At 51.6% G+C, this 22,783-nt stretch carries 16 protein-coding genes; 3 read left to right on the top strand and 13 right to left on the bottom strand.

The genetic code is table 11. From position 1 onward, the window contains the following. Positions 1-13: 13 nt before the first annotated feature. From CRO74_RS26860 to CRO74_RS26810, 11 genes are all read right to left on the bottom strand, one after another. The gene (locus tag CRO74_RS26860) at positions 14-787 is read right to left on the bottom strand and encodes an HpcH/HpaI aldolase family protein (protein ID WP_097130637.1); all 774 of its coding nucleotides are present in this window, start codon (positions 785-787) and stop codon (positions 14-16) included. A gap of 33 nt (positions 788-820) precedes the next feature. Continuing rightward, positions 821-2,350 carry a SusD/RagB family nutrient-binding outer membrane lipoprotein gene (locus CRO74_RS26855; protein ID WP_097130635.1) on the bottom strand — a complete coding sequence of 510 codons (1,530 nt, stop codon included), beginning with the start codon at positions 2,348-2,350 and terminating at the stop codon, positions 821-823. 42 nt (positions 2,351-2,392) lie between these two features. Next, positions 2,393-5,896 (bottom strand): SusC/RagA family TonB-linked outer membrane protein, encoded by a 3,504-nt coding sequence (locus tag CRO74_RS26850; protein WP_097130634.1) that lies wholly within the window; start codon positions 5,894-5,896, stop codon positions 2,393-2,395. 48 nt (positions 5,897-5,944) lie between these two features. After that, the gene (locus tag CRO74_RS26845) at positions 5,945-7,063 is read right to left on the bottom strand and encodes a FecR family protein (protein WP_097130632.1); all 1,119 of its coding nucleotides are present in this window, start codon (positions 7,061-7,063) and stop codon (positions 5,945-5,947) included. 48 nt (positions 7,064-7,111) lie between these two features. Further along, the gene (locus tag CRO74_RS26840; protein ID WP_097130630.1) at positions 7,112-7,711 is read right to left on the bottom strand and encodes an RNA polymerase sigma factor; all 600 of its coding nucleotides are present in this window, start codon (positions 7,709-7,711) and stop codon (positions 7,112-7,114) included. Positions 7,712-8,034: 323 nt separating this feature from the next. Continuing rightward, a complete protein-coding gene (locus tag CRO74_RS26835; protein WP_245877996.1) occupies positions 8,035-9,831 on the bottom strand; it encodes an arylsulfatase in 1,797 nt (598 codons plus the stop codon). A gap of 462 nt (positions 9,832-10,293) precedes the next feature. After that, a complete protein-coding gene (locus CRO74_RS26830; RefSeq protein ID WP_097130628.1) occupies positions 10,294-10,989 on the bottom strand; it encodes a putative outer membrane beta-barrel protein in 696 nt (231 codons plus the stop codon). A 158-nt stretch (positions 10,990-11,147) separates the two neighbouring features. Then, a complete protein-coding gene (locus CRO74_RS26825) occupies positions 11,148-12,239 on the bottom strand; it encodes an aminotransferase class V-fold PLP-dependent enzyme (RefSeq protein ID WP_097130626.1) in 1,092 nt (363 codons plus the stop codon). 80 nt (positions 12,240-12,319) lie between these two features. Next, positions 12,320-14,224, bottom strand: coding sequence for a phosphoglycerate dehydrogenase (gene serA, locus CRO74_RS26820; RefSeq protein ID WP_097130624.1), 1,905 nt, complete (start codon positions 14,222-14,224; stop codon positions 12,320-12,322). Between the two features lie 66 nt (positions 14,225-14,290). Continuing rightward, positions 14,291-15,349, bottom strand: a complete 1,059-nt coding sequence (locus tag CRO74_RS26815) for a YheT family hydrolase (RefSeq protein WP_097130623.1) — start codon at positions 15,347-15,349, stop codon at positions 14,291-14,293. Between the two features lie 170 nt (positions 15,350-15,519). After that, complete coding sequence (locus CRO74_RS26810) at positions 15,520-17,340, bottom strand: acyl-CoA dehydrogenase (protein ID WP_097130621.1); 1,821 nt, start codon at positions 17,338-17,340, stop codon at positions 15,520-15,522. Between the two features lie 287 nt (positions 17,341-17,627). Here CRO74_RS26810 and CRO74_RS26805 point away from each other — a divergent pair, with 287 nt between their 5' ends. Then, the gene (locus CRO74_RS26805) at positions 17,628-18,158 is read left to right on the top strand and encodes a DUF2911 domain-containing protein (protein WP_097130619.1); all 531 of its coding nucleotides are present in this window, start codon (positions 17,628-17,630) and stop codon (positions 18,156-18,158) included. 247 nt (positions 18,159-18,405) lie between these two features. Next, positions 18,406-19,272: a hypothetical protein gene (locus CRO74_RS26800; RefSeq protein ID WP_097130617.1), complete on the top strand. Its 867-nt coding sequence runs from the start codon at positions 18,406-18,408 to the stop codon at positions 19,270-19,272. 12 nt (positions 19,273-19,284) lie between these two features. Here the strand turns inward: CRO74_RS26800 and CRO74_RS26795 are convergent, their stop codons facing one another. Next, positions 19,285-20,169, bottom strand: coding sequence for an SDR family oxidoreductase (locus CRO74_RS26795; protein ID WP_097130616.1), 885 nt, complete (start codon positions 20,167-20,169; stop codon positions 19,285-19,287). 110 nt (positions 20,170-20,279) lie between these two features. Here CRO74_RS26795 and CRO74_RS26790 point away from each other — a divergent pair, with 110 nt between their 5' ends. Beyond that, positions 20,280-22,241, top strand: coding sequence for a sialate O-acetylesterase (locus tag CRO74_RS26790; protein ID WP_097130614.1), 1,962 nt, complete (start codon positions 20,280-20,282; stop codon positions 22,239-22,241). 105 nt (positions 22,242-22,346) lie between these two features. On the opposite strand, the gene CRO74_RS26785 is transcribed toward CRO74_RS26790, so the two are convergent. Next, positions 22,347-22,727, bottom strand: coding sequence for a DUF4174 domain-containing protein (locus CRO74_RS26785; protein ID WP_245877995.1), 381 nt, complete (start codon positions 22,725-22,727; stop codon positions 22,347-22,349). Positions 22,728-22,783: the final 56 nt, after the last annotated feature.

Here is a 22,783-nt window from a genome sequence, read left to right as displayed (position 1 = left end):
GTTTCACAAATTCTTATCTATAAACAGCTCTGAATCCGTCCAGCTTTTTGGCCAGATTGCGGGCACCGTCGGCGACAAACGTGGCGTCGGCTCCGCAGGCGATCAGCCGGATGCCGAGGTCATGGTATCGCTGGTAGTCATCGGGATTGAAGAACAGAATACCGGTGGCTTTACCCGCTTTCTGGGCGGCATTGACCGTTTCCTGCAAGGCTTCCTTGAACCGGGGATGATCGAACTGCCCGAAAATGCCCAACTCCATCGACAGGTCGGCGGGCCCGATGAACAGCACGTCGACACCGTCCATAGCCGCCACTTCGTCGAGGTGGTTCAGCACTTCGACCGTTTCAATTTGCACCACGCCCAGAATCGTATCCCGCGACTCTTCGTAATACTGGTTGAAATTTTGAGCAAAACCCGTTGCCCGTACCATTTTGGCCACCCCCCGGCTGCCATGCGGTGGGTAATGAAGCCCGTTCACTACCTTCTGCGCTTCGGCCGGATTGGAAATTTTTGGACACATAATCCCTTCAGCACCCATGTCGAGCACCCGGTGAATCCGCTGGCTTTCGGCACTTTCTACCCGCACTATGACCCCGGCGGCCGTATGCTCAAGGGCCTGTAGTTGATACAGGGCGTCTTTCTCGGACCCGGCCCCGTGTTCGAGGTCGATGAGGACCCAGTCGAAACCGGCCTGCCCAACGATTTCGGCGGTGAGCGGACTGCCCAGATTCAGCCAGCAGCCGTTGAGCGTTTCGCCTTGTTTAAGTCGTTTTTTTAAATTCTTCATGGCCACTAAAGGGGAAATGAACGGGGCTTTACTTTACTTCTTATCCCACCAGATTCGGGTGTCGAGCAGATTCGGACCCTGTCGGCTAATGGCCTGTTGCACATTGACTTTGTTGACGTTCAGCTCGGCATCGGTATAGGTTAGCCGACGGATGAACGGCTCCGTTTTAAGGTCGCTTCCGGGGTATGGATTTGGTTTCAGAACCGGGAAGCCCGACCGGCGGAAGTTGGCCCAGGTTTCCGGGCCGATCAGGAAAGACGCGACCCAATATTGGGTGTTGATCTGCTCCAGTTCCTGACCCGTCGTTAGCGGATTGGCCTGTAAATAAGTCGTAATGGCGGCATCGGGAACGGCGGTGCTGGCTCCGTAAATAGCCAGTTGCCGCATATGCGACCGGATACCGTTGGCGTACAACGTGGCCGGGTCGCCGGTTATCCATTTTCGGAAGGCGGCTTCGGCCAGTAAAAGCTGCGTTTGAGCATAGGTAACCAGAAAGCTGGGAGCCAGCAGAGCCGCCATCCTCGTTCTGTCGAGCTGGCTGTAGTCCCATAAACTCGCCAGTTTGCTGGCCGTAACGGCCGCACTGATGGTCGTATTATCGTAACCCAGCGGAGCGCCAATCTGAGCGGCCGGTGTCCGGTTGGCTCTCGATTCCACCTGTTGAGCACCACTGGTGGCACCCACGTAACGAACCGCAATGGAAGCCAGACGCGGGTCGTTGGTTTTGCTCAGGTAGCTGACGAAATCATCGGCCAGGTAGAAGAAGGCTGACTGTCCGCCGTTCAACTGAGAGCCAACGGGATTGGTGAAGCTGGCCGTATGACGGATGATGGCGTTGTCGTCGTTGGACTGCATAACGCCACCGGCTACCGCTTTGGCCACGTATTCGGCGGCTTTGGTCGGGTTCACTTTCGACAGGCGCATGGCAGTCCGCAGGAGAATAGAATAGCCCAGTCGCTTCCATTTCACCACATCGCCATCGTACAGAATATCGCTGGCTACTTTGGTTTTGGTGGCGTCCATAGCCGCTGAGGCCGCATCGAGTTCGGTTAGGAGGTTCGTATAAACGGCTTCCTGGGTGTCGTAAACGGGGGCAACAATGCCTTCCAGATAACTTTTTCCGGCCTGGGCATAAGGAATATCGCCGTAGGTGTCCGTCAGGATCATGAACGAATACGCTCGCCAGATCCGGGCCATGTTGTACAGATTCGTGCGGGTTGGATCGTCTTTGGTTTTCGTGACAACATCCGTCAATTCCTTGATGACCGACTGGTAAAAGGTGTTCCAGTTGCCCGCAGCCACGTTGCGATTGTCCTGATTAAAGTTAGCCGCCGACCCCTGACCGCTGAAGGGCGTAATCATCTGCTTCACGATGGTGGTTTCGTAGCTGAGGTTGCCGTAGCCCGGAACACTGTTGAGGATGGCGGTATTCAACTGAAAGGCCGGTTCAACGCCCGTCAGTGCAATGGGGTTGACGTTCATCTGGTCGAACCCTTTGTCGCAGGAGACCAGCAGAAAGACAAGGAGGGTTAAGCCTGGTACGTATTTATGGATCGTTTTCATGATAGTCCGTTTTGATGGGTTGAGAATGTGGGCCGTGGGCACTTAAAAGCGGAGATTGAGATTGAAACCTACGCTGCGGGTGACGGGCAGTCCGGTGGCTTCGAGGCCAATCAGGTTATCGGACGGGAAGCCAAACTGCTCCGGGTGAATATTAGGTACCCATTTTTTGATCACCGCCACATTATTCGCCACGGCATTAAGCCGGATTCCCTTGATGAACGGAATCGTGGACGGGAGGAATTTGCTGAAGTCATAGCCCAGCGTGATCTGCCGCAACTGCCAAAGACCGGCATTGTACACAAACTCTTCGGCAATGTTCTGCGACCGAACGGTTTCGTAATACGCCTGCACGCCCGACTTGGTCTGGTTGACTTCGCCGTTTGGATTGACGCCGTTGCCAATGACAAATCCCTGCTCCCGGCCAACCAGCGTGGCTTTGTGCAAACCGTGCCGCCAGGCATTATGGTTCGAGCCGGAAATCATCTTATTCCCCAGCTTGAAGTCGATCAGAAACGACAGGCTGACACCTTTGTAAGTAAAGCTGTTGGTAATGCCGCCCACCCACAAGGGCAGGGCGCTACCAAAGCTGATTTGGGTGGGCGTTCGCAGGGGTCGCCCGTTGCCTACGTCAAACACCTGACGGCCCTGGGCGTCGCGGAGGTAACCGAAACCAAAGAGCTGGCCCATTGGCAAGCCCACCACCTGCCGGAGTTCGCCGGTAAAGTCGCCGGTGCCCACGGTGATCATGTTGTCGCTGACACTGGTGCCCAGATCAAGCACTTTAGTCTTGTTATAGGCCGCATTTACGTTCACATCCCAGTTGAAAGTAGCCCGCTTAAGGGGCGAGAACGTCAGCAGCATTTCGAACCCCTGATTCTGGCTTTTGCCAACGTTAATCAATTGTGTCAGGTAACCACCCGCATCGGAGGTTTGGGCTCGCAGGATCTGGTCGGAGGAGAGTTTGTCGTAATAGGTCAGGTCGAGTCCAATTCGATTGTTGAACAGTTTCAACTCCAGGCCGACCTCCTTTTCGGATACGCGCATGGGGCGCAGATTGGCGTTGGGCACCGTCGAACCGCTGATACTGGCCAGCGGCTGGGCGGTTCCACTGGGGGAGGGGAACTGCTGGGCATTGATTCCGTAAAACAGGTTGTTAGCGTAGGGTTGTACATCCGTATCGCTGCCCACTTCGGCGTAGGCTGCCCTGATTTTTCCGAACGAAATCCAGCCGGGCAGAGCATTGGCAAATGCTTGAGAAAATACAAAACTGGCGGTTACAGACGGATACAAAATGCTCCGGTTTTCGGCCGAAAGGGTAGAAAACCAGTCGTTTCGGACGGTTCCGTTTACGAACAGAAAGTCCTTGTACGATACCTCTGCCGAGCCGTAAACCGAGTTGACCTGACGCTCAGAAAATTCGTAGGTGGCGTCGCGCTGGCGTCCATTGCCGATGGTATATAGGTTGCGGGTGTAGAAATCCTGCACAAAGACGTTATGTCGGCTGATTCGACGGTACATCTGGTTACCCCCGGCATTTACGTTCACCCCGATAACGCCGAAGGTGCGGTTGGCACCCAGCAGAAAGTCGGTATTGAGTTCGCGGACGTTCCGGGCGTCCTGCACATACTGGCCATTCACGAAACCGGCGGGGGCTGCGGGCTGTCGCTGGCTGCCGGTGGGGAGGTTGTAATCCTGCTCACGCGAGTAGTAATCCTGACCTACCCGCGCCTGAAGAAACAGCCAGTCGGTAAAATTATAGCGGGCGGTCAGGTTACCGAAAATACGGTCGTTGCGAACATTCTCAAAGCGTTTGAGGGCGAAGTACGGATTGGTTCGGTTCGTGAACCTCGACCAGACGACTTCGTTGCCCTGGGCATCGGACGCGTATTTTTCCAGCAGATCCAGCGGCATGGAATTTGCCATGTTGAACAGCACAACCGGGCTATAATCCTGCTCGGCGATGTTCGGCGGATTGGTACGGGACTCGTTCGAGTAGTTGATGTTTCCCGAAACCGTCAGCTTTTTGGCCAGCGTTTGCGTAAATCCCAAGTTGATCGTTTTGCGGTTATAGCCCGAACCGGGCAGAATCGTCTTGTTGTCCAGATTGGAAAGCGACAGACTAAAGCCACCAAATTCGCCCCCCGACGACAGCGTAAGGGTGTTCGTCCAGGTTTGGCCGGTACGGTAATACTTCGTAATCTGGTTGCGCTGTGGCTCATAAGGCACTACCACGCCATCGAACAGAGTGTGGGTCATGCCCGGCTGAAATTTCTCACCAAAGCTCCACTGGCCCGACGTTGGAAAGGGGGCCGTGGGCCGAACGCCATTCTCGCCCTGCCCGTATTCGTACTGGTAATCGGTATAGTCCAGCGGGGTGTCGGTCGTGAAGTTGGTGTTGTATTCGAGACCGATACCTGACCCGGCTCCCCGGGTTTTGGTCGTAATCATGATAACGCCGTCTTTGGCGCGGGAGCCGTACAGCGCCGAAGCAGCCGCGCCTTTCAGCACGGTCATGGTTTCGATATTGTCGGGGTTGATGCTGCTCAGGCCGTCCCCGCTGTCGGAGGTGCGGTTGCTGCCTCTTTCCGATACATCGCCCCTGGCACCGTAGTTGGTGTTGTCGATAGGCACACCATTGACCACAATCAGCGGGGAGTTGTTGCCGCCAAAGGACGACTGCCCCCGTATCCGGATTTTGCTGGTTCCTGCGGGGCCTGACCCCAGGGACGTGATGTTTACTCCCGGAATTTTGCCTTGCAGGGCGTTCATGAAATTGGCGGTGCGGTTGATCGTGATTTGATCCGACGTGACCGTAGAGGTGGCATAGCCAATGCTTTTGGCCTGCTTTTTAATGCCCAATGCCGTTACAACCACTTCGCCCAGAGCTTTACTTTCGGGAGCCAGCGAAACGCGCACAACCGACTGGTTTCCAACAATTACCTCTTTGGCTTCGTACCCCACAAAGCTGAATACCAGCACGGGAGCGCCCTCATCGGGAATGTCGAGCTGGAAGTTTCCTTCGGCGTTGGTGGTGGTGCCGCGCTGTAATCCCTTTACCAGTACACTGACGCCCGGTAAACCAGCTCCTTTCTCATCGCTTACCTTCCCCGACACCAATCGTTTGGGCGCTACAGTCTCCATAACATTCTCTACCGGACTAATAAAGCCGGTTTGTGAGTTTGGTGGAACTACCGCCGACAAAACCAGTTTCCGGCCCACCAGCTCATAATCCACTTTCAGGGGTTTGAAATACTTGATCAGTACCTCTTCCAGCGTGGCGTTTGTGGCCTGGATACTTATTTTTTGCTTCGGCTCGATTACCTGCGAGCTGTAAACAAACTGCACACCGGTCGCTTTTTCAATCTCAGCCAATACCTTTTTGATCTCCTGATTTTCGGCATGAAGGGTCAGGCGTTTTTTCAGGTATTCCTGAGCGTTTGTCGAATGGGCGTACGACACACCCACAAGCAAGAACATAACTAAACTCTGTGTTAGTGAAAACCGCATAAGTTTTGCCCAGAATTGCCCGGAAAGGTGTTTGTTCATAGTTTTATAAGGGTTATACGTTCAGAATCAGGCTCTTTTGCGGAGCGGTTACTTTTGGGCGTGGACTCTCTGGGGACTGATCACGATCTGGCCATCGGTTATTTCGTAACTCGCGGAGGCTGCTTTACAAAGCAGATCCAGCTTTTCGTAGAGCGACTCGCTGGAAAGCGTAGCCGTGATCCGGCTGGCAGCAAAATTCTGCTCATCGAACTGAATTGGAATGCCGTAGCTTTTCTCCAACTCCCGTAAAATCACCGGCAAGGGCACTTCATCGTACACGAACGAAGCTTCTTTCTCGGATTTGATGAGCAACGACGGATTGGCTACCAGCGTTTTGGTGAGATTGCCCACTGTTTTTTCGAAGAGAGCGGCTTGGTTCGCGTAGAGAATTAGCCCGCTAACCTCCTTACTGACTGGTTCTTGTTTCGCTTTTGCCTTGTAGACCGACACTTTTCCCGAAAGTACCTGTACGGTGATGTTCCGGTCGAGGTCGAAGGCGCGTACGACAAAGCGGGTACCCAGCACTCTGGTAACCATTTCGCCGGTGAACACCATAAACGGCTGGCTTTGTCGCTTCACCGAAAAACTGGCCTCGCCGGTCAGGTACACAGTTCGTGAATTTCCCGTAAACTGTGCCGGGTACCGGAGTCGGCTTTTCGGGCTGAGCAGCACTTCAGAACTATCATTCAGGACCACCCGCAACGGCTGCTGCGTATCGTTGATGGTTTCAACCAGTTGTTTTTTGGAAGCTTCGGCCAGATGCGGGAAAGGCTGAATTAAGTCTGGTCGTGACAAATACCAGCTTATCCCTAAAACGACAGTCAGGAGCGTGGCAAGGGCTAATTTCCAGCGAAAGTCGAACGGGGAAACGGTTGACTGTTCGGTGTTTCGGGGTGCTTTCGCCGGGTGGCGGACGGGTATAAAAGCGCTTGCCCGTTCAATGAACCGGTTGGCTTCTTTTCTGACTTCGGCTTCGCTGAGCCGTTCGTCAGTAACATTCGTTGCCCGGATAAAGCGTTCGGCGTGTTTGAACGTCTCCCACTGTTCGGGATATTGCTGAAGAAAAGACAGCCAGAACGACTCGCGATTGCTGTTGCCCTGCACCCAGTCCCGAAAATCTTCGTCCTGAATAAAGTCGTCTATTGTGTATGATTCGTAAGGCTTCATGGCTGTTGGGTGCGTTCCAATGGGTTGATGATACCGTTAGCGGGCTGCTCAGGCTCCGGTCAGAAAGTAAAACACCAACCCAAGTCCATTGACCGTCCAGTTCTTTCGGAGGCTGTTGAGGGATTTCTGGAGCAGATTATACACCGATTGACGACCCAGATGCATGACATCCGCGATCTGTTCGAAACTTAGATTCTGGTAAAAACGAAGATAGATAAGCTCTTTCTGCCGGTTGGGCAGATGGTTGATGCCGTACTCCAGCTTGCGGGTCTGGTAGATTTCGTGCTCCTCTTCGATGAGGTGGACGTCGGCCGCAAATTCGACCGAGAACGCGTATTCATCGGAAACCGACGAATTATAGGCTGTTTGTTTTTTTGCCAGCTCCCGCAACATGCGGCTTTTGAGCACGACGAGCAGATATGCCCGCACGTTATCGACCGGGCGGATGGACTCCTGCATCTTCCAGAGGTTCAGAAAGATTTCCTGAATGCAGTCTTTCACAAACTCCCGGTCGGCATGGAGCCGCATACCCCAATGGAAAAGGTCGGAGTAATGACTTTGCATGATCTTCGCGAGGGCGTACATATCGCCCGACCTGTATTCCTGCCAAAGTTGTTGTGCGTCGTTTGGGGGTAGCCGTCTGCTCATTGCTCCATGGGGCTTTATACCATGAGCAGCTTTCAAAGGAAACTTAACCTCTGAATTAAGATTATTTTTTTATAAAATATGAAATAATTGTAATAAGTGGCTCTCTGAAGACTTTTCGGGCGGATATTTACAGGCCGGGGAGTTACCTGAAAAATCTATTAACCACAGAGACGGTCCGCCCTGCGGCACAGAGAACACTGAGCTGTAACTAGCCTGACACTAATACAGTGCGAGGGATCAGTCTATTCACTAATCAGTTTTTCTTCGCGGATAAATGAAATTAAGCCACTCCCAAAAATGGAATACGGCAGGGTGCTTATCGCTTAGTTTTGTGTGCGGACAGGTGCCGGAGTACCTTGAAATGTCAGCAGCAACGCCTTTACCTCGGCTACCTGCTCTTTCGGCACCGATGTTGCCCGCAGCAGAATCCGGTGATTGCCACTGGGTAATTCCAGCCTGCCCAGTGGCAGCCATGCCCATGCCTTCTCGTACACTTCCTTGCGCGGAATCCGGTCGGGGCTGGGTTTCAGGGGTGGGTCGAAGCTGCGGTTTATGGTTTGTTGCAGTGTTTGCTTATTGGTTGTAAGGGTAAGAATCGTTCCGCGAGCCGCATCGGGAGCGGTATACTGCAGGCTCAGTTGGTATGATCCAGGCCGCTCCACCACGACATCCCACCAAATTGAATCGGCGGGCGACTGCCAGTTGATGAGCCAGTCATTGGCCCAGCCGTTGCCCTGTTTGTACCGTATTTTACCCGAAAAGCGGGCTTCTGGTGCCTGCAACAGCACCCGCCGACCCGCCACCGCTGCGGGTCGGGAAAAATTTATACGTTGTGACGCATCCCGGAACCAGCGGTCGTAAGCAGCTTGCAGCGTTTTCACCTGCCGAGGCTCCCCAGCCGCCAAATCAGTCGTTTGAGAGGGGTCGTGGAGCATATCGTAAAGTTGGGTCTGCCCTTTTTGCCGTACCAGGCGGTATTGAGCCGTGCGAACACCCCCTGGCTCGGCAGGAAGTGGGTTCGTGGCTGTCCCGGCTACGTGTGTAAACAGCATTCGGTCGGGAAGTGTGTCCGTTCGGCCCGTTAACAGTCCCGCGAGGCTGTGGCCATCGAGTGGGTGGGCCGCCGTAAAGCGCAGAGCGCATAAGTCGACCAGTGTTGGCATCAGGTCGATGTGGGCCGCATTTGGTTTAATTTGGGTTTGGGGGCGGATAACACCCGGCCAGCGCACAAACAGCGGCACGCGCATACCCCCTTCGTCCACCGACCCTTTGATCCCCTTCATGTCGCCGTTGAAGCGGTGGCCGTTCGGGCCGTTGTCGGTCGCAAATACAACAATCGTATTTTGGGCCAAACCCAATTGGTCCAATCTTGTCAGCAGTCGCCCCACGTTATCGTCCAGGTTCTCGACCATGCCGTAGATGCTGGCTTCCTCATCGTTGAGGCCTTTTGCCTTGTACTTGTCAAAATAACGGTCGGGCACCTGGTGCGGGCTGTGGGGGGCGTTGAACGGTACATAACAGAAGAAAGGCCGGGATTTATTTTTGCCAATGAAGTGCAGGGCGGCATCGGTCAGTACGTCGGTAATGAATCCTTTTGTGGACACCATCCGGTCGTTATGCTGAAGGTCGGTATCGAAGTAATTATTCCAGTGGCCCGCACAAAAGCCCAGAAACTCGTCAAATCCCTGCCCGTTTGGGTCTTCGGGCGTGTGTTCGCCGTTGTGCCATTTGCCAAAACAGCCAGTGGCGTATCCGTTCTGACGAAACACCTCGGCCAGCGTGAGTTCATCGCTTCGCATTCGTTCCCAGCCCTGGGTCACAGATACCGTACCCGTGCGCAGGTGGTAGCGGCCTGTGAGCAGACTGGCGCGGGTTGGCGCACAAAGCGGGCTGACGAAAAAGCGGTCGAACTGCGCTCCGCTGTGGGCCAGCCGGTCGATGTTGGGCGTTTCAACGAATCGGTTACCATGCAAACTCAGGTCGCCCCAGCCCTGGTCGTCGGTTAGAATGAACAATACGTTTGGAGTTGCATTGGCTGTCGACGTGCCGATAGTCGGCCGCCGGGCGACCCATGCGCCGATGAGTAGCGCGGCCATGCCAATCCAGAAAGGAGGTTTCATGTCAAAAAAATTGTTGGTGTGTCGACGCATGGCTGGTAGCCGGTAATCTTTGTGATTAACCAGACTACAAATTCATGTCACTGTTTCCTGTAGGACTAAAACTACTGCATTCTTTCAACTTCTCAATCAAAGATCGTAACTCAACAGTTGGAACAAAGGCCACAAAATTGCGCTCACCAACAATAGAAACATGAGCAATAAGACAGGTACTTCGGGGAAATTGTCTACGGATAATGGAAATACCCGGGCAATTTTTAGGTATTTAGTATATATCAAAAACAAGCCAAGGCTATTAGAAGTGCTTTTCAACACAACATAGCCTTGGCTTACTCTTATACTGTAATCGGAATTAGTTCTGCAAAGTGCCCCCGCTGCTGTGTAGAGATTTATCTGGAAATCAATGGAGCGTCTGTGGCTACTAAAATGACCAACTATATAATCGGGCAAACTTAATTTTATTAATTACCGTGCCAGCTTAATACCTTTTCCGGCTACCCGGCCAAAATAGTAGTTAACGCCAATTTTTACCCGATTCCCTTTACCCCGGCTCACAGTTGGGTCAATTTTGTTGTAAAAGCTGCTTTCGTAGGATATTTCGGCCCCCAGGCGGTGCAGGATCCAGGCCATAGCGCCAATTTCGAGACCTACGCTGGTGTATTTGAATTTTGTATCGGCAGATGTATTTTCCGAGAACTCTCGCCCACTGTTCAAACTAGCTCCGACGAAGCTACTGATACGAGTTCGGAACGGGTAGTACCGGGCAAAGGCACCTACCTGACGAGAATGGTACTTGTTGCCTACCAGCCGGTCGGCATCATAGCGCAGCCCGGCCGCAAAACCCGGCTGGAAAAAGTACCCGATCCGCGAATTGAACGCCAGGTAAACTTTTCCGTCGGTAGCGCCCATACCTAAGCCGCCACCCACAAAAAGGTTGTTTGGCTGAAACCAGCTTAATTGGTTTGCCTGCTGATAGCTAATGGATTTGTCAATCTCTTCTTCCACTTTCTCACCAGCTTCGTTTGCTTTCTGACGAACTTCCTGCTTTGTTTTTTCGTCAATCAGCGGTTTCTCCTCCTTGGAGGACTCGGTTCTATTTTGAGCCATGCCCGTAATCATCAGGCCCATCAATAGTGTTGAGGTTGTAAGTAGTTTCTTCATCGTCGTTGAGTTAAATTTCTTTCAATACTGTCCTATTAACCACACAACCCCCATAAGGTTTGTGTAACGAAGGCTCTGTTAGGAATAGCGCACAAAAAAAGAACGCCCTTTCCAATTCAGAAAAGGGCGTTATATAAAGTTGCCGGGCGGTGGTAGTACTATTTCTTCAACTCGTCAATGAGCGAGGCTACCTGTTCGATAGAAACGGCCGGAAAGTTAGCAATCCGAATTTGGGAATCCTTGAATTTACCGTAGCCGCTGCCCACGATCATATTAATCGATTTAGCCGCAGCGATAACATCTGCCGATGCCTTTGGTTTGTCGGGCGTTCCGGTAGTTGCCACAATGACCGTTTGCGAACGGTGACGTTCCTGACTCACGAAAGGGGACAGGGTATCGGATGTTTCCAGGAATTTATAGAGCATCCGGGCCTTTTCTTCCGTCTGCTTCCGCATCGTGTCAATACCGATCCGGTTGAAATCTTCGGCAATTTTGCCCAGAATATAAATGTACAGAACGTTGGGCGTAGCGGGTGTTTCGAACGTTTTGTAATGCTTCCAGAGCGTAGGCAGGGTGTGGTGCGCGCCGATCGTGAGCGACTCGTTCTTTTCCAGCCGCTCGGCTTTGACCAGACAATTCTGGCTGGCAATCCAGACGCCCAGACCGGCGGGCATACCAAACGCTTTCTGAACCGAGAAAAATGCCGAGTCGATCAGGCTAAAATCAAGGTCGGGGTAGGGGGCCGAGGAAACGGTGTCGATGCAGAATAACTTCTTTGGGTATTTGCGCTTGAGCTTGTGCATTTCGCTCGTCCGCATCTGCACACCCGATGAGGTTTCATTATGCGTCAGGCAAACCAGTTCCGCGTAGGCAGGAATCTCCACGTCGGCAGCATCGAACCCTTCGCCAAACGGTTTCTCCAGCACATGCGCGTGTTTGTGAAGCGCGTTGGCATAATCGTAAAATTTCTGGGAGAACGAGCCATTCACGAGGTGAAAACTTTCGTGCTCCACGCAGTTCAGGAGTACCCGCTCCCATACTTCCGAAGCCGAACCGGTAAAGAAAATACCATGCGTTGATGGAATGCTCAATAACGTCCGCAGTTGTTCATCGGCAAACTTATAAATGTCACGAAACCGCTGACTCCGATGCGAGATCGAGCCAATCTGTTCGTCCATTGCCGTTTGCAGGTGTTGAGAAAACGTTGGGTATAACTCGGCCGGGCCGGGCGTGAAGTAGGTGTTTTTCATTTTTGAATGAGCGAATGAATGAATGAGTGAATGGGCTCGTCGATACAATTGGCTCATTCACTCAGTCACTCAGTCAAAATTTAGTACAGCAGTCGGAATTTGATCGTGTTGTCGATGCCTTTCAGTTCTTCCACCACTTCGTCGGCGTATTCTTTGGCAACGTCGGTAATTACGTAGCCTATTTTCTCATTGGTTTTGAGGTACTGGCCGTGAATGTTGATGTGATACTTGGCAAAGATGGTGTTCATGTTGGCCAGAATACCCGGAACGTTGGCGTGAATGTGCAACAGGCGGTGCGCCCCTTTCAACAGCGGAAGTTGCAGCTCGGGGAAGTTGACACTGCCGTAGGTGCTACCATTGTTGATGTATTCGAGTAGTTTGCCCGGCACAAAGCTCCCAATGTTCGCCTGGGCCTCCTCCGTGCTGCCGCCGATGTGGGGCGTCAAAATCACGTTGGGCAGGTTACGCAGTGCACTCATGAACTCTTCGTTGTTTGTCTTCGGCTCGTACGGAAACACGTCGACACCCGCACCGGCAACCTTACCCCGCTCAATGGCGTCGACCAGCGCCGGAATATCCACGATATGCCCGCGCGACAGGTTCAGGAAGATGACGCCGTTTTTCATCAGCCCGAATTCGCGGTAGCTGATCAGGTTTTTGTTTTCCTTCCGGCCGTCAGTATGCAGACTGATGATGTCCGAAATGGACAGCAGTTCGTCCAGCGATTTACATTTGCGGGCATTTCCCAGCGCCAGCTTGTCGACGGCGTCGTAGAAATACACTTCCATGCCCAGAGCTTCGGCCACAACCGATAGTTGGGTGCCAATGTTGCCATAGCCCACCAGGCCGAGTTTTTTGCCCCGTACCTCAAAGCTGTTTTTCGCTGATTTGTCCCAGCCGCCCTTGTGCATCAAGTTACTCTTGGGCACAATGCTGCGGATCAGCATGATGATCTCGCCGATGGCCAACTCCACCACCGAGCGGGTGTTACTGTAGGGGGCGTTGAAAACGGCAATGCCTTTTTCGGTGCAGGCGTCGAGGTCAATCTGATTGGTGCCGATGCAAAACGCACCAATGGTCATCAGTTTATTGGCATGTTCCAGTACGCGTGCGGTTACATTGGTCTTGGACCGAATACCCAGAATAGATACGTCGCGGATGGCTTCGATCAGTTCATCTTCATCCAGCGCACCTTTGCGAATTTCCACGTTAAACCCTTCCTGTTCAAACAGTTGAATGGCATTTGGGTGAACGTTTTCCAGAAGCAGCACTTTAATCCTGCTTTTCGGGTACGATTGGCTGCGGCTCAGGTTGTTGTGGTACAAAAACTCATCGAGCGAAGGCGCTACGTGATCGGCGTGCTCCACCACGCGAGGGCGCATCACGTTTTCCGTAAACGCATAAAAGCGATTGGCCAGACCAGAGGCTTTGATTTCGTAGTCGGTATAACCATCCCCAATGACGTACACTTCGCCATCGAGGTGCAGGTTGCGGATCACCTGCGATTTGCCGCCATTGGCCGAGAGTGGGTTTTGAGCGTCGAATCCCACGATAGCCCCGCTCTCATCGAACTCGAACGTATTGGCAAACACATTCTCCGCATGAATGCCCAACGACGTGACAATAGGGACGATAAACTCCTTAAACCCATTGGAAACGATATAGATCGAGTCGGCATTCTCGGACAGAAATTGCCTGTTCCGCTGAAAGGAATCCGAAATTTTTCCCATGAGGGTTTCGATCAGGGCGGGTAATTGACTTTTATGGGCTTTCAGCAGGTGCAGCCGTAGCTTGAGTGAATCGGTAAACGAAATTTCTCCCGACATTCCTCGGTCGGTGATTATCTTGATTTCATTCAGCACATCATCCCGGTCGGGCCGACCAGTGAGTGAGATTTCGCCCAGCACGTCAAGCGCTTCTACCTTTGTAAGGGTACTGTCGAAATCAATGATGTAATACGTCTGTTCGAGTGGTTTGGTGAGCATCAGATAAGTTAGCTATCCCCAACTAAATGCGGGGCAATCGGTGTACGAATTCTACGAGTATGGTCTTTAGTTCGTGATTGTCAAAAATTGCAACGCCCGCTCTTCCGACCAGTACGTGCCCTGAATTCCTTCTTTCCGGGACGGGAAGCCGCAGTGACCACCTTGTACCGGAAACTCCATCCAGACGTTGGGTAGTTCCCTGCCCAACGCTTCGGGAAAACATTCGGGCGATAGAAACGGGTCATTTTTGGCGTTCACGAGCAAGGTTGGAATGGCAATGTCTGGTATAAATTGTAATGAGCTGCTTCGCGTGTAATAGTCGGTTACGTCCTTAAATCCATTCATCGGTGCCGTAAACAGGTTGTCGAATTCACGAATATTACGGGCTTTGGTTACCGCTTCGGTTGGGAAAACCCCCGGCATCAGCGACGCTTTCTGCAAAATCTTTCGTTTAAGGGTGCGATTAAACCGATAATTATAGACCAGGCTGTCCCATCGTTCGAGCCGACTGGCTGAGCCCATCAAATGAACGGGTACGGAGAAAACAGCGGCTTTTTTTACTGCCGGATGCAGCGCCTGTCCCTGTTCACCAATGTATTTTAAGGTGACGTTGCCGCCAGCGCTAAACCCCATGAGGTAAATAGTCTGGTAGCCTTTCGAGAGGGCGTGTTGAATGATGAAGTGTAAATCGCCCGTTTCGCCAATGTGGTAAAACCGTTGCTGCCGGTTTAACTCGCCACTACAGGAGCGGTAATGCCAGGCCAGACAGTCGAACCCGTGTTTTGTCAACTGCCGAACCATCCCCGCTAAGTAAGAGCTGGTGGAACTCCCCTCCAGCCCGTGGGAGAGAATGATAAGGGAGGAGTTAGGAGTTAGGAGCGAGCGGCCGGCGTTCCGGGAGTGAGGAGTTGCTGACGCGTCAGCCCTCCTCACTCCTAACTCCTCGCTCCTAACTCCTAAAGAAAAACCCCAATCCAAATCCAGAAAATCATCATCCGGGGTTTCGATGCGTTCGCGGACGTAGGTAACCTGTACCTTGCGAAACAGCGAGGGAATGATGGTTTGCAGGTGGCCGTTCCATAACCGGATAGGCGGCTCATAACTTGATGGGGCAATCAGCGGCATTACGAACGCGGTCGATTGAAGCCGCAAAGGTAAAGGTTCTGAAATGTAGAAGCTTGATAAATGACAAAAAACATAGTTTTGTCCGGTATTATTATAAAATAGCCAGTCAGTTACATTTCTTAACGTGCCAAGAAATGTAACTGACTGGCTTGAGACCAAGATAGACGGCTTTACAGGGCCAGTTCTTTCTCTGTGACAATGGTAAGAACTTCCGGGTCTTTGAGCCGAACCGCTAAGCCCAGGGTTTTGGGAACTTCGTAATGGAAGAAGAATTTCATGGTGTGAATCTTTCCTTCGTAAAAGACCAGATCATCGCCTTGTGGATTCTGCGTGAGCAGCAACTGTTTGGCAACCACGGCCTGTTTTAGCCACTGCCAGGCAATGACAACGATTCCGAATAATTCCAGGAACAAGGTTGCGTCGGAGAGGTAGCGTTCAATATCACCTTTCAGTGCGTGGGGCATCAGGCTGCCCATGACCTCCTGTGTGCGTTTGAGTTCGGCAGTGAGCTGGTCGGCGTAGGGTTTCAGATCGTCGAAAGTGCTGGCTTCGGCGATTAGTTTGCTTATTTCGGCAAAAAGAAGCTGGGGCGCTTTGCCACCTTTTATGGTCATCTTCCGACCTAATAAATCCTGGGCCTGAATCCCCGTTGTGCCTTCGTAGATGGGCGTAATGCGGATGTCGCGGTACAACTGCTCGACGGGAAAATCTTCCGTAAAGCCGTAGCCGCCAAACGTCTGCAAGCTCTGGCTTACCGACTGTACGCCCATTTCGGACGGGTAGGATTTCGCCACGGGCATCAGCAGATCGAGCAGTAGAAAAGCGTTTTCTTTTTCCTCGCCCTCCGCAACTTCGCTGATGTCGTATAAACGGGCAGCTTCAATCAGCAACGAGAGCGAGCCTTCCGTTACGGCTTTCTGGAAAAGGAGCATCCGCCGAACATCGGGGTGATTGATAATGGCGGTTTGGGGCGCATCGAGGAGGTTTTTCTGGTTAAGCCGCCGACTTTGAGGGCGCTCCTTTGCGTATTCTAGCGCGGCATGGTAAGCAGCGGTAGCAATGGCCGCTGCCGTCATGCCAACCCCGATGCGGGCTTCGTTCATCATCTGGAACATGTACGGCAGGCCCTGGTGCGGCTGACCAACGATAAATCCGATGGTGTCGTCGCTGGTGCCCATGGTCAGGTGCATGGCGGGTACGCCTTTCTGCCCCATTTTATGATAAACGCCCGTTGAGGTCACGTCGTTGTCGACGAAGCCGCCGTTGCCGTCGGGCCGGTATTTGGGTACCACGAACAGCGAAATACCTTTAGTGCCTTTGGGTGCACCGTCGATTCGGGCCAGCATCAGGTGAATAATATTGTCGACGGCATCGTGGTCGCCCGCCGAAATAAAGACCTTCTGGCCCTTGATCTTGTAAGCGCCCGGCCCGAACTGGTCATCGGGTAGCGGAGTGGCCGACGTCGTTACGTCAGACAGCGACGAACCTGCCTGGGGCTCCGTCAGGGCCATAGTTCCCTGCCAGGTACCGGCGAGCATGTTGGGTACGTACGTTTCGCTGAGTTGGGGCGAGCCAAAAGACGTGATGAGGTGAGCCGCTCCGGACGTCAGCCCCGTATACATCATACCGTTGTTAGCCGCCATTAGAATAAATCCAACGCAGGAACTGATCATTTCGGGCAGTTGCTGCCCACCGTGCTCAAAGGGAAATCCTGCTCCGATGAGTCCGGCTTCGCCTACGGCTTTTAAATACTCTTTTACCTTTGGGTGTACTGTTACCTGCCCGTTTTTAAGTTCGGGCTGGTTTTTGTCGACATCCTTCAGGTACGGGTGCATGAGCGTATCGGCAATGTAGGTAGCCGAGTCGAGCACGAGGTTAAACGTTTCGCGGTCGTGCGCGCTGAAATAGTCGTATTTGGTTAGCTCCTCAGCTTTGAATACATCGTGCAGGAGAAACTGGAGATTGCGTTTACTAAAGTAGGTCGTTGCCATAGGGGCCAAACAAGTTGGAAAAGGTATGCTTACATACGATTATTCCCCTAAAATTACCTGCTTTTGGATTTGATTGGTAATAGAACGCTGATTTTTATAATTTTTAAGTGTCGTAATGCTTTAAACCAGTGCGTAGTTTGTATTGTACCGTTTGCAAATTATATCCAGACGATAAGGCTATTGACCATTAATGTTCTGGTAGTAGATGTACCGTTCTCAGAAAACTATCGTTTACTTTGTAACGTTTATAGAGTAATAAACGATAAACCAATCCAATTCATTAGCACATGAAGAATCTATTTGCCCTTTTTACTTTTCTATTTGTCCTGGTATCCGTTGTTCAGGCGCAGGACAATAAAGCACCTGCAAGTCCAAAAGTGACGGTCGAAAGTCCAGACAAAAACATCAAAGTGGTTTACGGTCAACCCTCTAAAAAAGGTCGGGTTATTTTTGGAGCCGACGGGTCGAACAGCCTGGAGAAATATGGTAAAGTATGGCGCACCGGCGCAAACGACGCCACTGAAGTCACCTTCAAGAGTGATGTCATGTTTGGTGGTAAAATGGTGAAAGCGGGTACGTATACACTGTTCACGATTCCTGGCGAAAAGGAGTGGAGTGTTATCCTGAACAGCACACTAGGTCAGTGGGGAGCGTATGATTATGACAAAATCAAAGGAACGGATGTTGCCATGATCAAAGTACCCGTTTCGATGAACAAAACGCCCATCGAAAAGCTGACGATCACACCTGCGAACAGCAGCATTTCTATTGCTTGGGACAACATGACTATTGCGGTGCCTGTTATGAAACACGGCTGAGAAAACGGCCCGAAATAACAAAGTAATTCAAAAAAACAGGTCTCATTTTTAAGTGAGACCTGTTTTTTTTGTTATATGGTTGTTACACAGGGGATTATGATTGGTTTGTGAGGTGATAAACGTAAAACTTGTTCTTTGCGTATCTCCTTTGTTCCATTTAATAACTGTTTGTTAATTAAATTGCGCCTAAGTAATTAACAAACAAACGTTTATCACGTTATTTGTAAAACGCTCTAACGGATACCAGATGATGAAACGCTACTTGCTGTATATACTGCTCGGCTTAGTTGTTATGCCTGCTTTTGGACAGGGAGTAACGGACTATTACCGGTTGCCGGAGCGAAGTCATCAATATGACCGGCTGCTCACCCGTTACGGTGGTCCCTACATTCAAAGTCGCTGGTATGCTTCTTTGGAGGGATTTATCCGGACAGACCGCGCCAAACTCGATAACACCTTAAACGGCCTTATTGAAAGCGATTTAGTGGGTAAACCGGGTTGGGGTGCGGTTGTTGGTTGGGTATATCGTGAACGGTGGGCTGTAGAAGGCGGCTACGCTCGAATGCCTATTCACACACAAGTGTCGGTAACGAGTGCAAACTCCCCGCTGGTATTCCGCTACAGCAACGCTCGTAACGCATTTGTTTTACGCGGGAAACGCCTTGTTTTATCGACAAGTAAGCCCTGGCTTCGGTCCGGTTTGTGGTTGAGTGGCGGATTGTGGGTTGTTCCCAATACGGGTCAGCAGGAAGGTCGCTTCTCCTTGATCGGCTATAGTTATTACGGGCGTCGGGAAACCCCCGATACGCTCCGCCTGACCAGCCAGACGAATACCAACGTGAATTTAACGGCTCTGGCCGAAGTGGGTGCCGAATACAACGTGCGCTTGAGCAAAGCTGTAGACCTCGGCTTTTCGGTTCGTCGGTTCTGGGGGATCGGCAGTGCTTTGACGACCGATGTTACGTATAGCATTAATCGTACGGCTGTTCAACAGGCTCAGCTTTCCGGCTCCGGTACGGGCATGAGTTATGGCATGACGCTCCGGTATACTTTCTCGACAAAACGAAAGTTAGGCAACGCGCTGGACGTTCGCGGGAAAACATCACGACTGTAATAGTGTCAATCGCTAGTTCCAGACATCCCGAAAATCATAAGCAAACTGCCGGAAGGTTATTGGCGGGCGTTTTAGTAAGCGTTCTGTTTCGGACGTAAGCCCTCCTGCCTTGCCTAGTTTTGATACGGTATAAAGGGCCGTCATAATCAGGGTAAAGCCAAGGGGAAGTTTTTCATGCTGCCATTTCTGCCAGACGAAACTCAGAATTGATGGATTCCGGTACGTTATTTTTCGGCCAAGTACGTCCGTCAATATCTGCCCTATTTCGGTATAGGTCAACGCTTCGGAGCCGGTTAACTCGTAGCCCTTGTTTATAAATTCGTTCGGCTCACCCGTTAGCACTAAAGCCGCAATGGCGCTAATATCCCGCACGTCAATGAAACTGGTTCGACCCTGACCGGCAGGTACGAAAATCTCATCTCGAAGCCGGATTTCGTCCCGGTGCGTTGTACTTAAGTTCTGCATGAAAAAACTCGGCCTTAGGAACGTATATGGCAAGCCCGCTTCCCGAATCAGCTTTTCAATTTTATGATGGGGTGTTACGGGGTTATTTTCAACGCCCTGTAAAGACAAAAAGACCACTTGCCGGATTTTAGCCCGTTGCATGGCATCTATAAACGGCTTAAAGTACTTATCGACGTCGGCCAGTTGCGGGGGACGAACCAGCAACACACGGCTCACACCCGCTAGAGCGGCATCGAATGTGGCCGCATTTTCGAAATCAAGGGAAATGGTTTCGTCGGCCTCAATATCCGGTTGTCCGGTTGATTGAGTGAGGGTACGTAATCCTGCTATAAACGTAAAATTTTCTTTATCCCGGTGTTTCATCAGCTCGGTCAGGGTTTCCAACCCTACATTGCCGGTAGCTCCGGTAATGAGTATGCGTTCAGTCATCATCGGTGAGAGGAAGTTTTATTAGTCAATAAGGATAAAAGTAGAACTTTGTCTTTTATGTTAGCACCATACTCGTGGTCTGCGTCATCACTTATTTTAACTGCTCATTACAAATGAATCGTTTGACAGGACGTTTCTTCTTCTTAAGCTTTTTTATTGTTCAAACGGCCCTGGCTGATGTTCGTTTACCGAACGTTTTTGGCTCACACATGGTCTTGCAGCGCCGAAAGCCGGTACCCGTCTGGGGATGGGCCGATGCCGGTGAAAAAGTAACCGTAACCCTCGCCAGTCAGACCAAGACCACCAAAGCGGGCAAAGATGGGAAGTGGCGCATCTCCCTCGACCCAATGGAGGCCGGTGGCCCATATCAACTGCTGGTAAAGGGCAAAAAAAACACCGTTACATTTGATGATGTACTGGCGGGCGAGGTCTGGATTTGCTCCGGTCAGTCCAATATGGAGTGGCCCCTGGCCGCGGCCGCCAATGCTAAGACAGAAATCCCGATTGCGAACTTCCCCAATATCCGGCAGTTATTAGTTAAAAAAGACCTTAGCCTGACACCTAAAGAAAATATCGAGGGAAACTGGAGTGTATGTACACCGGCAACCGCTCCCCAGTTTACAGCTGTTGGGTACTTTTTTGCCAAACAACTGCAAAAAGAACTGAACGTCCCCATCGGGTTGATCAACACCTCCTGGGGCGGTACACATTCCGAAACCTGGACAAGTCGCGAAGCCATGAACCAGCATGACGAACTAAAACTGGTAGCTGGTAAATTGCCTGCCACAGATGAAGAGGTGATTAGAAGTGGTGCAGCACGTACACAAGCTTTATTGAAAACGCAACAGGGTGGACTGCCAACGCCCGTCGAAGAACAGACCTGGGCCAGTGCTGCGTTGAATGATAGTGACTGGAAATCCATGAACATGCCCGGCGACTGGGAGTGGGGCGGCTTACCGACATTGGATGGTGTGGTTTGGTTCCGGCAGGAGATTACAGTTCCCGAAGGTAGTAAGCTGCAAAAAGTAACGCTGCATATGGACTCGGTCGACGATAATGATTCAACATTTGTCAATGGCCAATTAGTGGGCAGTACCAAGGGGAGAGGTGCCCGCGTATACACGCTACCCGAAGGCTTGCTGAAGCCGGGCCGGAATGTAGTAGCCGTCCGCGTAACGGACACGGGTGGAAGCGGAGGCCTTATGGGTGATCCCCAAAAGCTAAACTTATCGGGCGATGGCCTTCTGATTCCGCTGGCGGGTAAATGGAAATACCGGGTTGCCAATGTGTTTGCCTCGTCGTACAAACCGGGTCCAAACACCTACGCCACGCAGCTTTTCAACGCCATGCTTAATCCGCTCATCCCGTACGCTGTTCAAGGCGCTATCTGGTATCAGGGTGAGTCAAACGCGGGTCGCGCGTACCAATACCGGAAAACGTTTCCGCTCATGATCCAGGACTGGCGTCAGCATTGGGGGTATGATTTTCCATTTCTGTTTGTTCAACTGGCCAGCTTTAACGCGGCCAACGGAGACAGTCGGCATGGGAGTAACTGGGCCGAACTCCGGGAAGCGCAGACGTTGACCCTTCAACTGCCCAATACGGGCATGGCCGTAACGTCTGATATTGGCGAGCGGTCGGATATTCATCCAAAGAATAAACTGGATGTTGGCAATCGCTTAGCTGCCGAAGCCATGCGGGTTGCTTATGCCAAAGCAGGGGATGCTTCGCGCGGACCCATGTTCGAGAAAATGACCGTTGATGGCAACCGGGCTATCGTAACGTTTCGCAGCGTGGGCAGCGGTTTGGTCGCTAAAGATAAATATGGGTATCTGAAGGGCTTTGAAGTAGCCGGTGCTGATCAAAAGTTCTACTATGCCAAAGCCGAAATTCAGGGAAATACGGTTGTTGTTCACGCCGATTCCGTGACAGCACCGATGGCCGTTCGGTATGGTTGGGCCGATGATAACGGCGATATAAATCTGTACAATCAGGAAAACTTCCCGGCGGTGCCCTTTCGTACCGACACCTGGAAGGGAATTACTGAGGCTGCTAAGTTTGGGGATCAATCTTAACCAGGATTTTTATGATTTTGCTGACAGACTATGATGTTAACAGGTAGCTTCTCCTGAAGGTAAAATCACAGTCTGTTAGCAAAATCATAAAAATCCTGGTTCTGACTACTGTTTACTTTCCTGCTTCCGCATCGGCATGCTGTCGATGGTTCTGAACAGCTCTTTTACGTCAATGGGTTTGTGGTAGGTTTGCTTCACGCCACCGTCTTTGCCAATCAGCCAGGCGACAAAGTTATCGGAAGGGTTGAGCTTGTAGTCATGCATCAGAAACTGGCGGTCGGGTTCCATTACCAGCGACGCTACCAAAACAATTACGTCCAGATCACGCTCATCTAAACCGGCTCGTTCTTCATTCAGGGCTTCCTGTTGCTCTAGGCTATAATGCTGGGCATCGTCGCGGCTATAGATCAATAATACGCGCCGATGGTCTTTCTTCTCGGTCAATATCGCTTTGAGCGATTTTTGCTGATTTGCTACACTTTCCATAACAAAGGTTAATCCCATTAGCAGGATTGTCAACGATATCAACCAATAGCTTCGCA

It is taken from the genome of Spirosoma fluviale (assembly GCF_900230225.1).
Lineage (GTDB): Bacteria > Bacteroidota > Bacteroidia > Cytophagales > Spirosomataceae > Spirosoma > Spirosoma fluviale.
Note: the sequence above shows the minus strand (reverse complement) of the source record. Positions and strands in the feature narration are given on the sequence as shown.

What these genes read in the sequence shown, in the direction of transcription:
- CRO74_RS26860 (WP_097130637.1), bottom strand. Translation starts at nt 787, where the DNA reads ATGAAGAATTTAAAAAAACGACTTAAACAAGGCGAAACGCTCAACGGC.
- CRO74_RS26855 (WP_097130635.1), bottom strand. Translation starts at nt 2,350, where the DNA reads ATGAAAACGATCCATAAATACGTACCAGGCTTAACCCTCCTTGTCTTT.
- CRO74_RS26850 (WP_097130634.1), bottom strand. Translation starts at nt 5,896, where the DNA reads ATGAACAAACACCTTTCCGGGCAATTCTGGGCAAAACTTATGCGGTTT.
- CRO74_RS26845 (WP_097130632.1), bottom strand. Translation starts at nt 7,063, where the DNA reads ATGAAGCCTTACGAATCATACACAATAGACGACTTTATTCAGGACGAA.
- CRO74_RS26840 (WP_097130630.1), bottom strand. Translation starts at nt 7,711, where the DNA reads ATGAGCAGACGGCTACCCCCAAACGACGCACAACAACTTTGGCAGGAA.
- CRO74_RS26835 (WP_245877996.1), bottom strand. Translation starts at nt 9,831, where the DNA reads ATGAAACCTCCTTTCTGGATTGGCATGGCCGCGCTACTCATCGGCGCA.
- CRO74_RS26830 (WP_097130628.1), bottom strand. Translation starts at nt 10,989, where the DNA reads ATGAAGAAACTACTTACAACCTCAACACTATTGATGGGCCTGATGATT.
- CRO74_RS26825 (WP_097130626.1), bottom strand. Translation starts at nt 12,239, where the DNA reads ATGAAAAACACCTACTTCACGCCCGGCCCGGCCGAGTTATACCCAACG.
- serA (WP_097130624.1), bottom strand. Translation starts at nt 14,224, where the DNA reads ATGCTCACCAAACCACTCGAACAGACGTATTACATCATTGATTTCGAC.
- CRO74_RS26815 (WP_097130623.1), bottom strand. Translation starts at nt 15,349, where the DNA reads ATGCCGCTGATTGCCCCATCAAGTTATGAGCCGCCTATCCGGTTATGG.
- CRO74_RS26810 (WP_097130621.1), bottom strand. Translation starts at nt 17,340, where the DNA reads ATGGCAACGACCTACTTTAGTAAACGCAATCTCCAGTTTCTCCTGCAC.
- CRO74_RS26805 (WP_097130619.1), top strand. Translation starts at nt 17,628, where the DNA reads ATGAAGAATCTATTTGCCCTTTTTACTTTTCTATTTGTCCTGGTATCC.
- CRO74_RS26800 (WP_097130617.1), top strand. Translation starts at nt 18,406, where the DNA reads ATGATGAAACGCTACTTGCTGTATATACTGCTCGGCTTAGTTGTTATG.
- CRO74_RS26795 (WP_097130616.1), bottom strand. Translation starts at nt 20,169, where the DNA reads ATGATGACTGAACGCATACTCATTACCGGAGCTACCGGCAATGTAGGG.
- CRO74_RS26790 (WP_097130614.1), top strand. Translation starts at nt 20,280, where the DNA reads ATGAATCGTTTGACAGGACGTTTCTTCTTCTTAAGCTTTTTTATTGTT.
- CRO74_RS26785 (WP_245877995.1), bottom strand. Translation starts at nt 22,727, where the DNA reads ATGGAAAGTGTAGCAAATCAGCAAAAATCGCTCAAAGCGATATTGACC.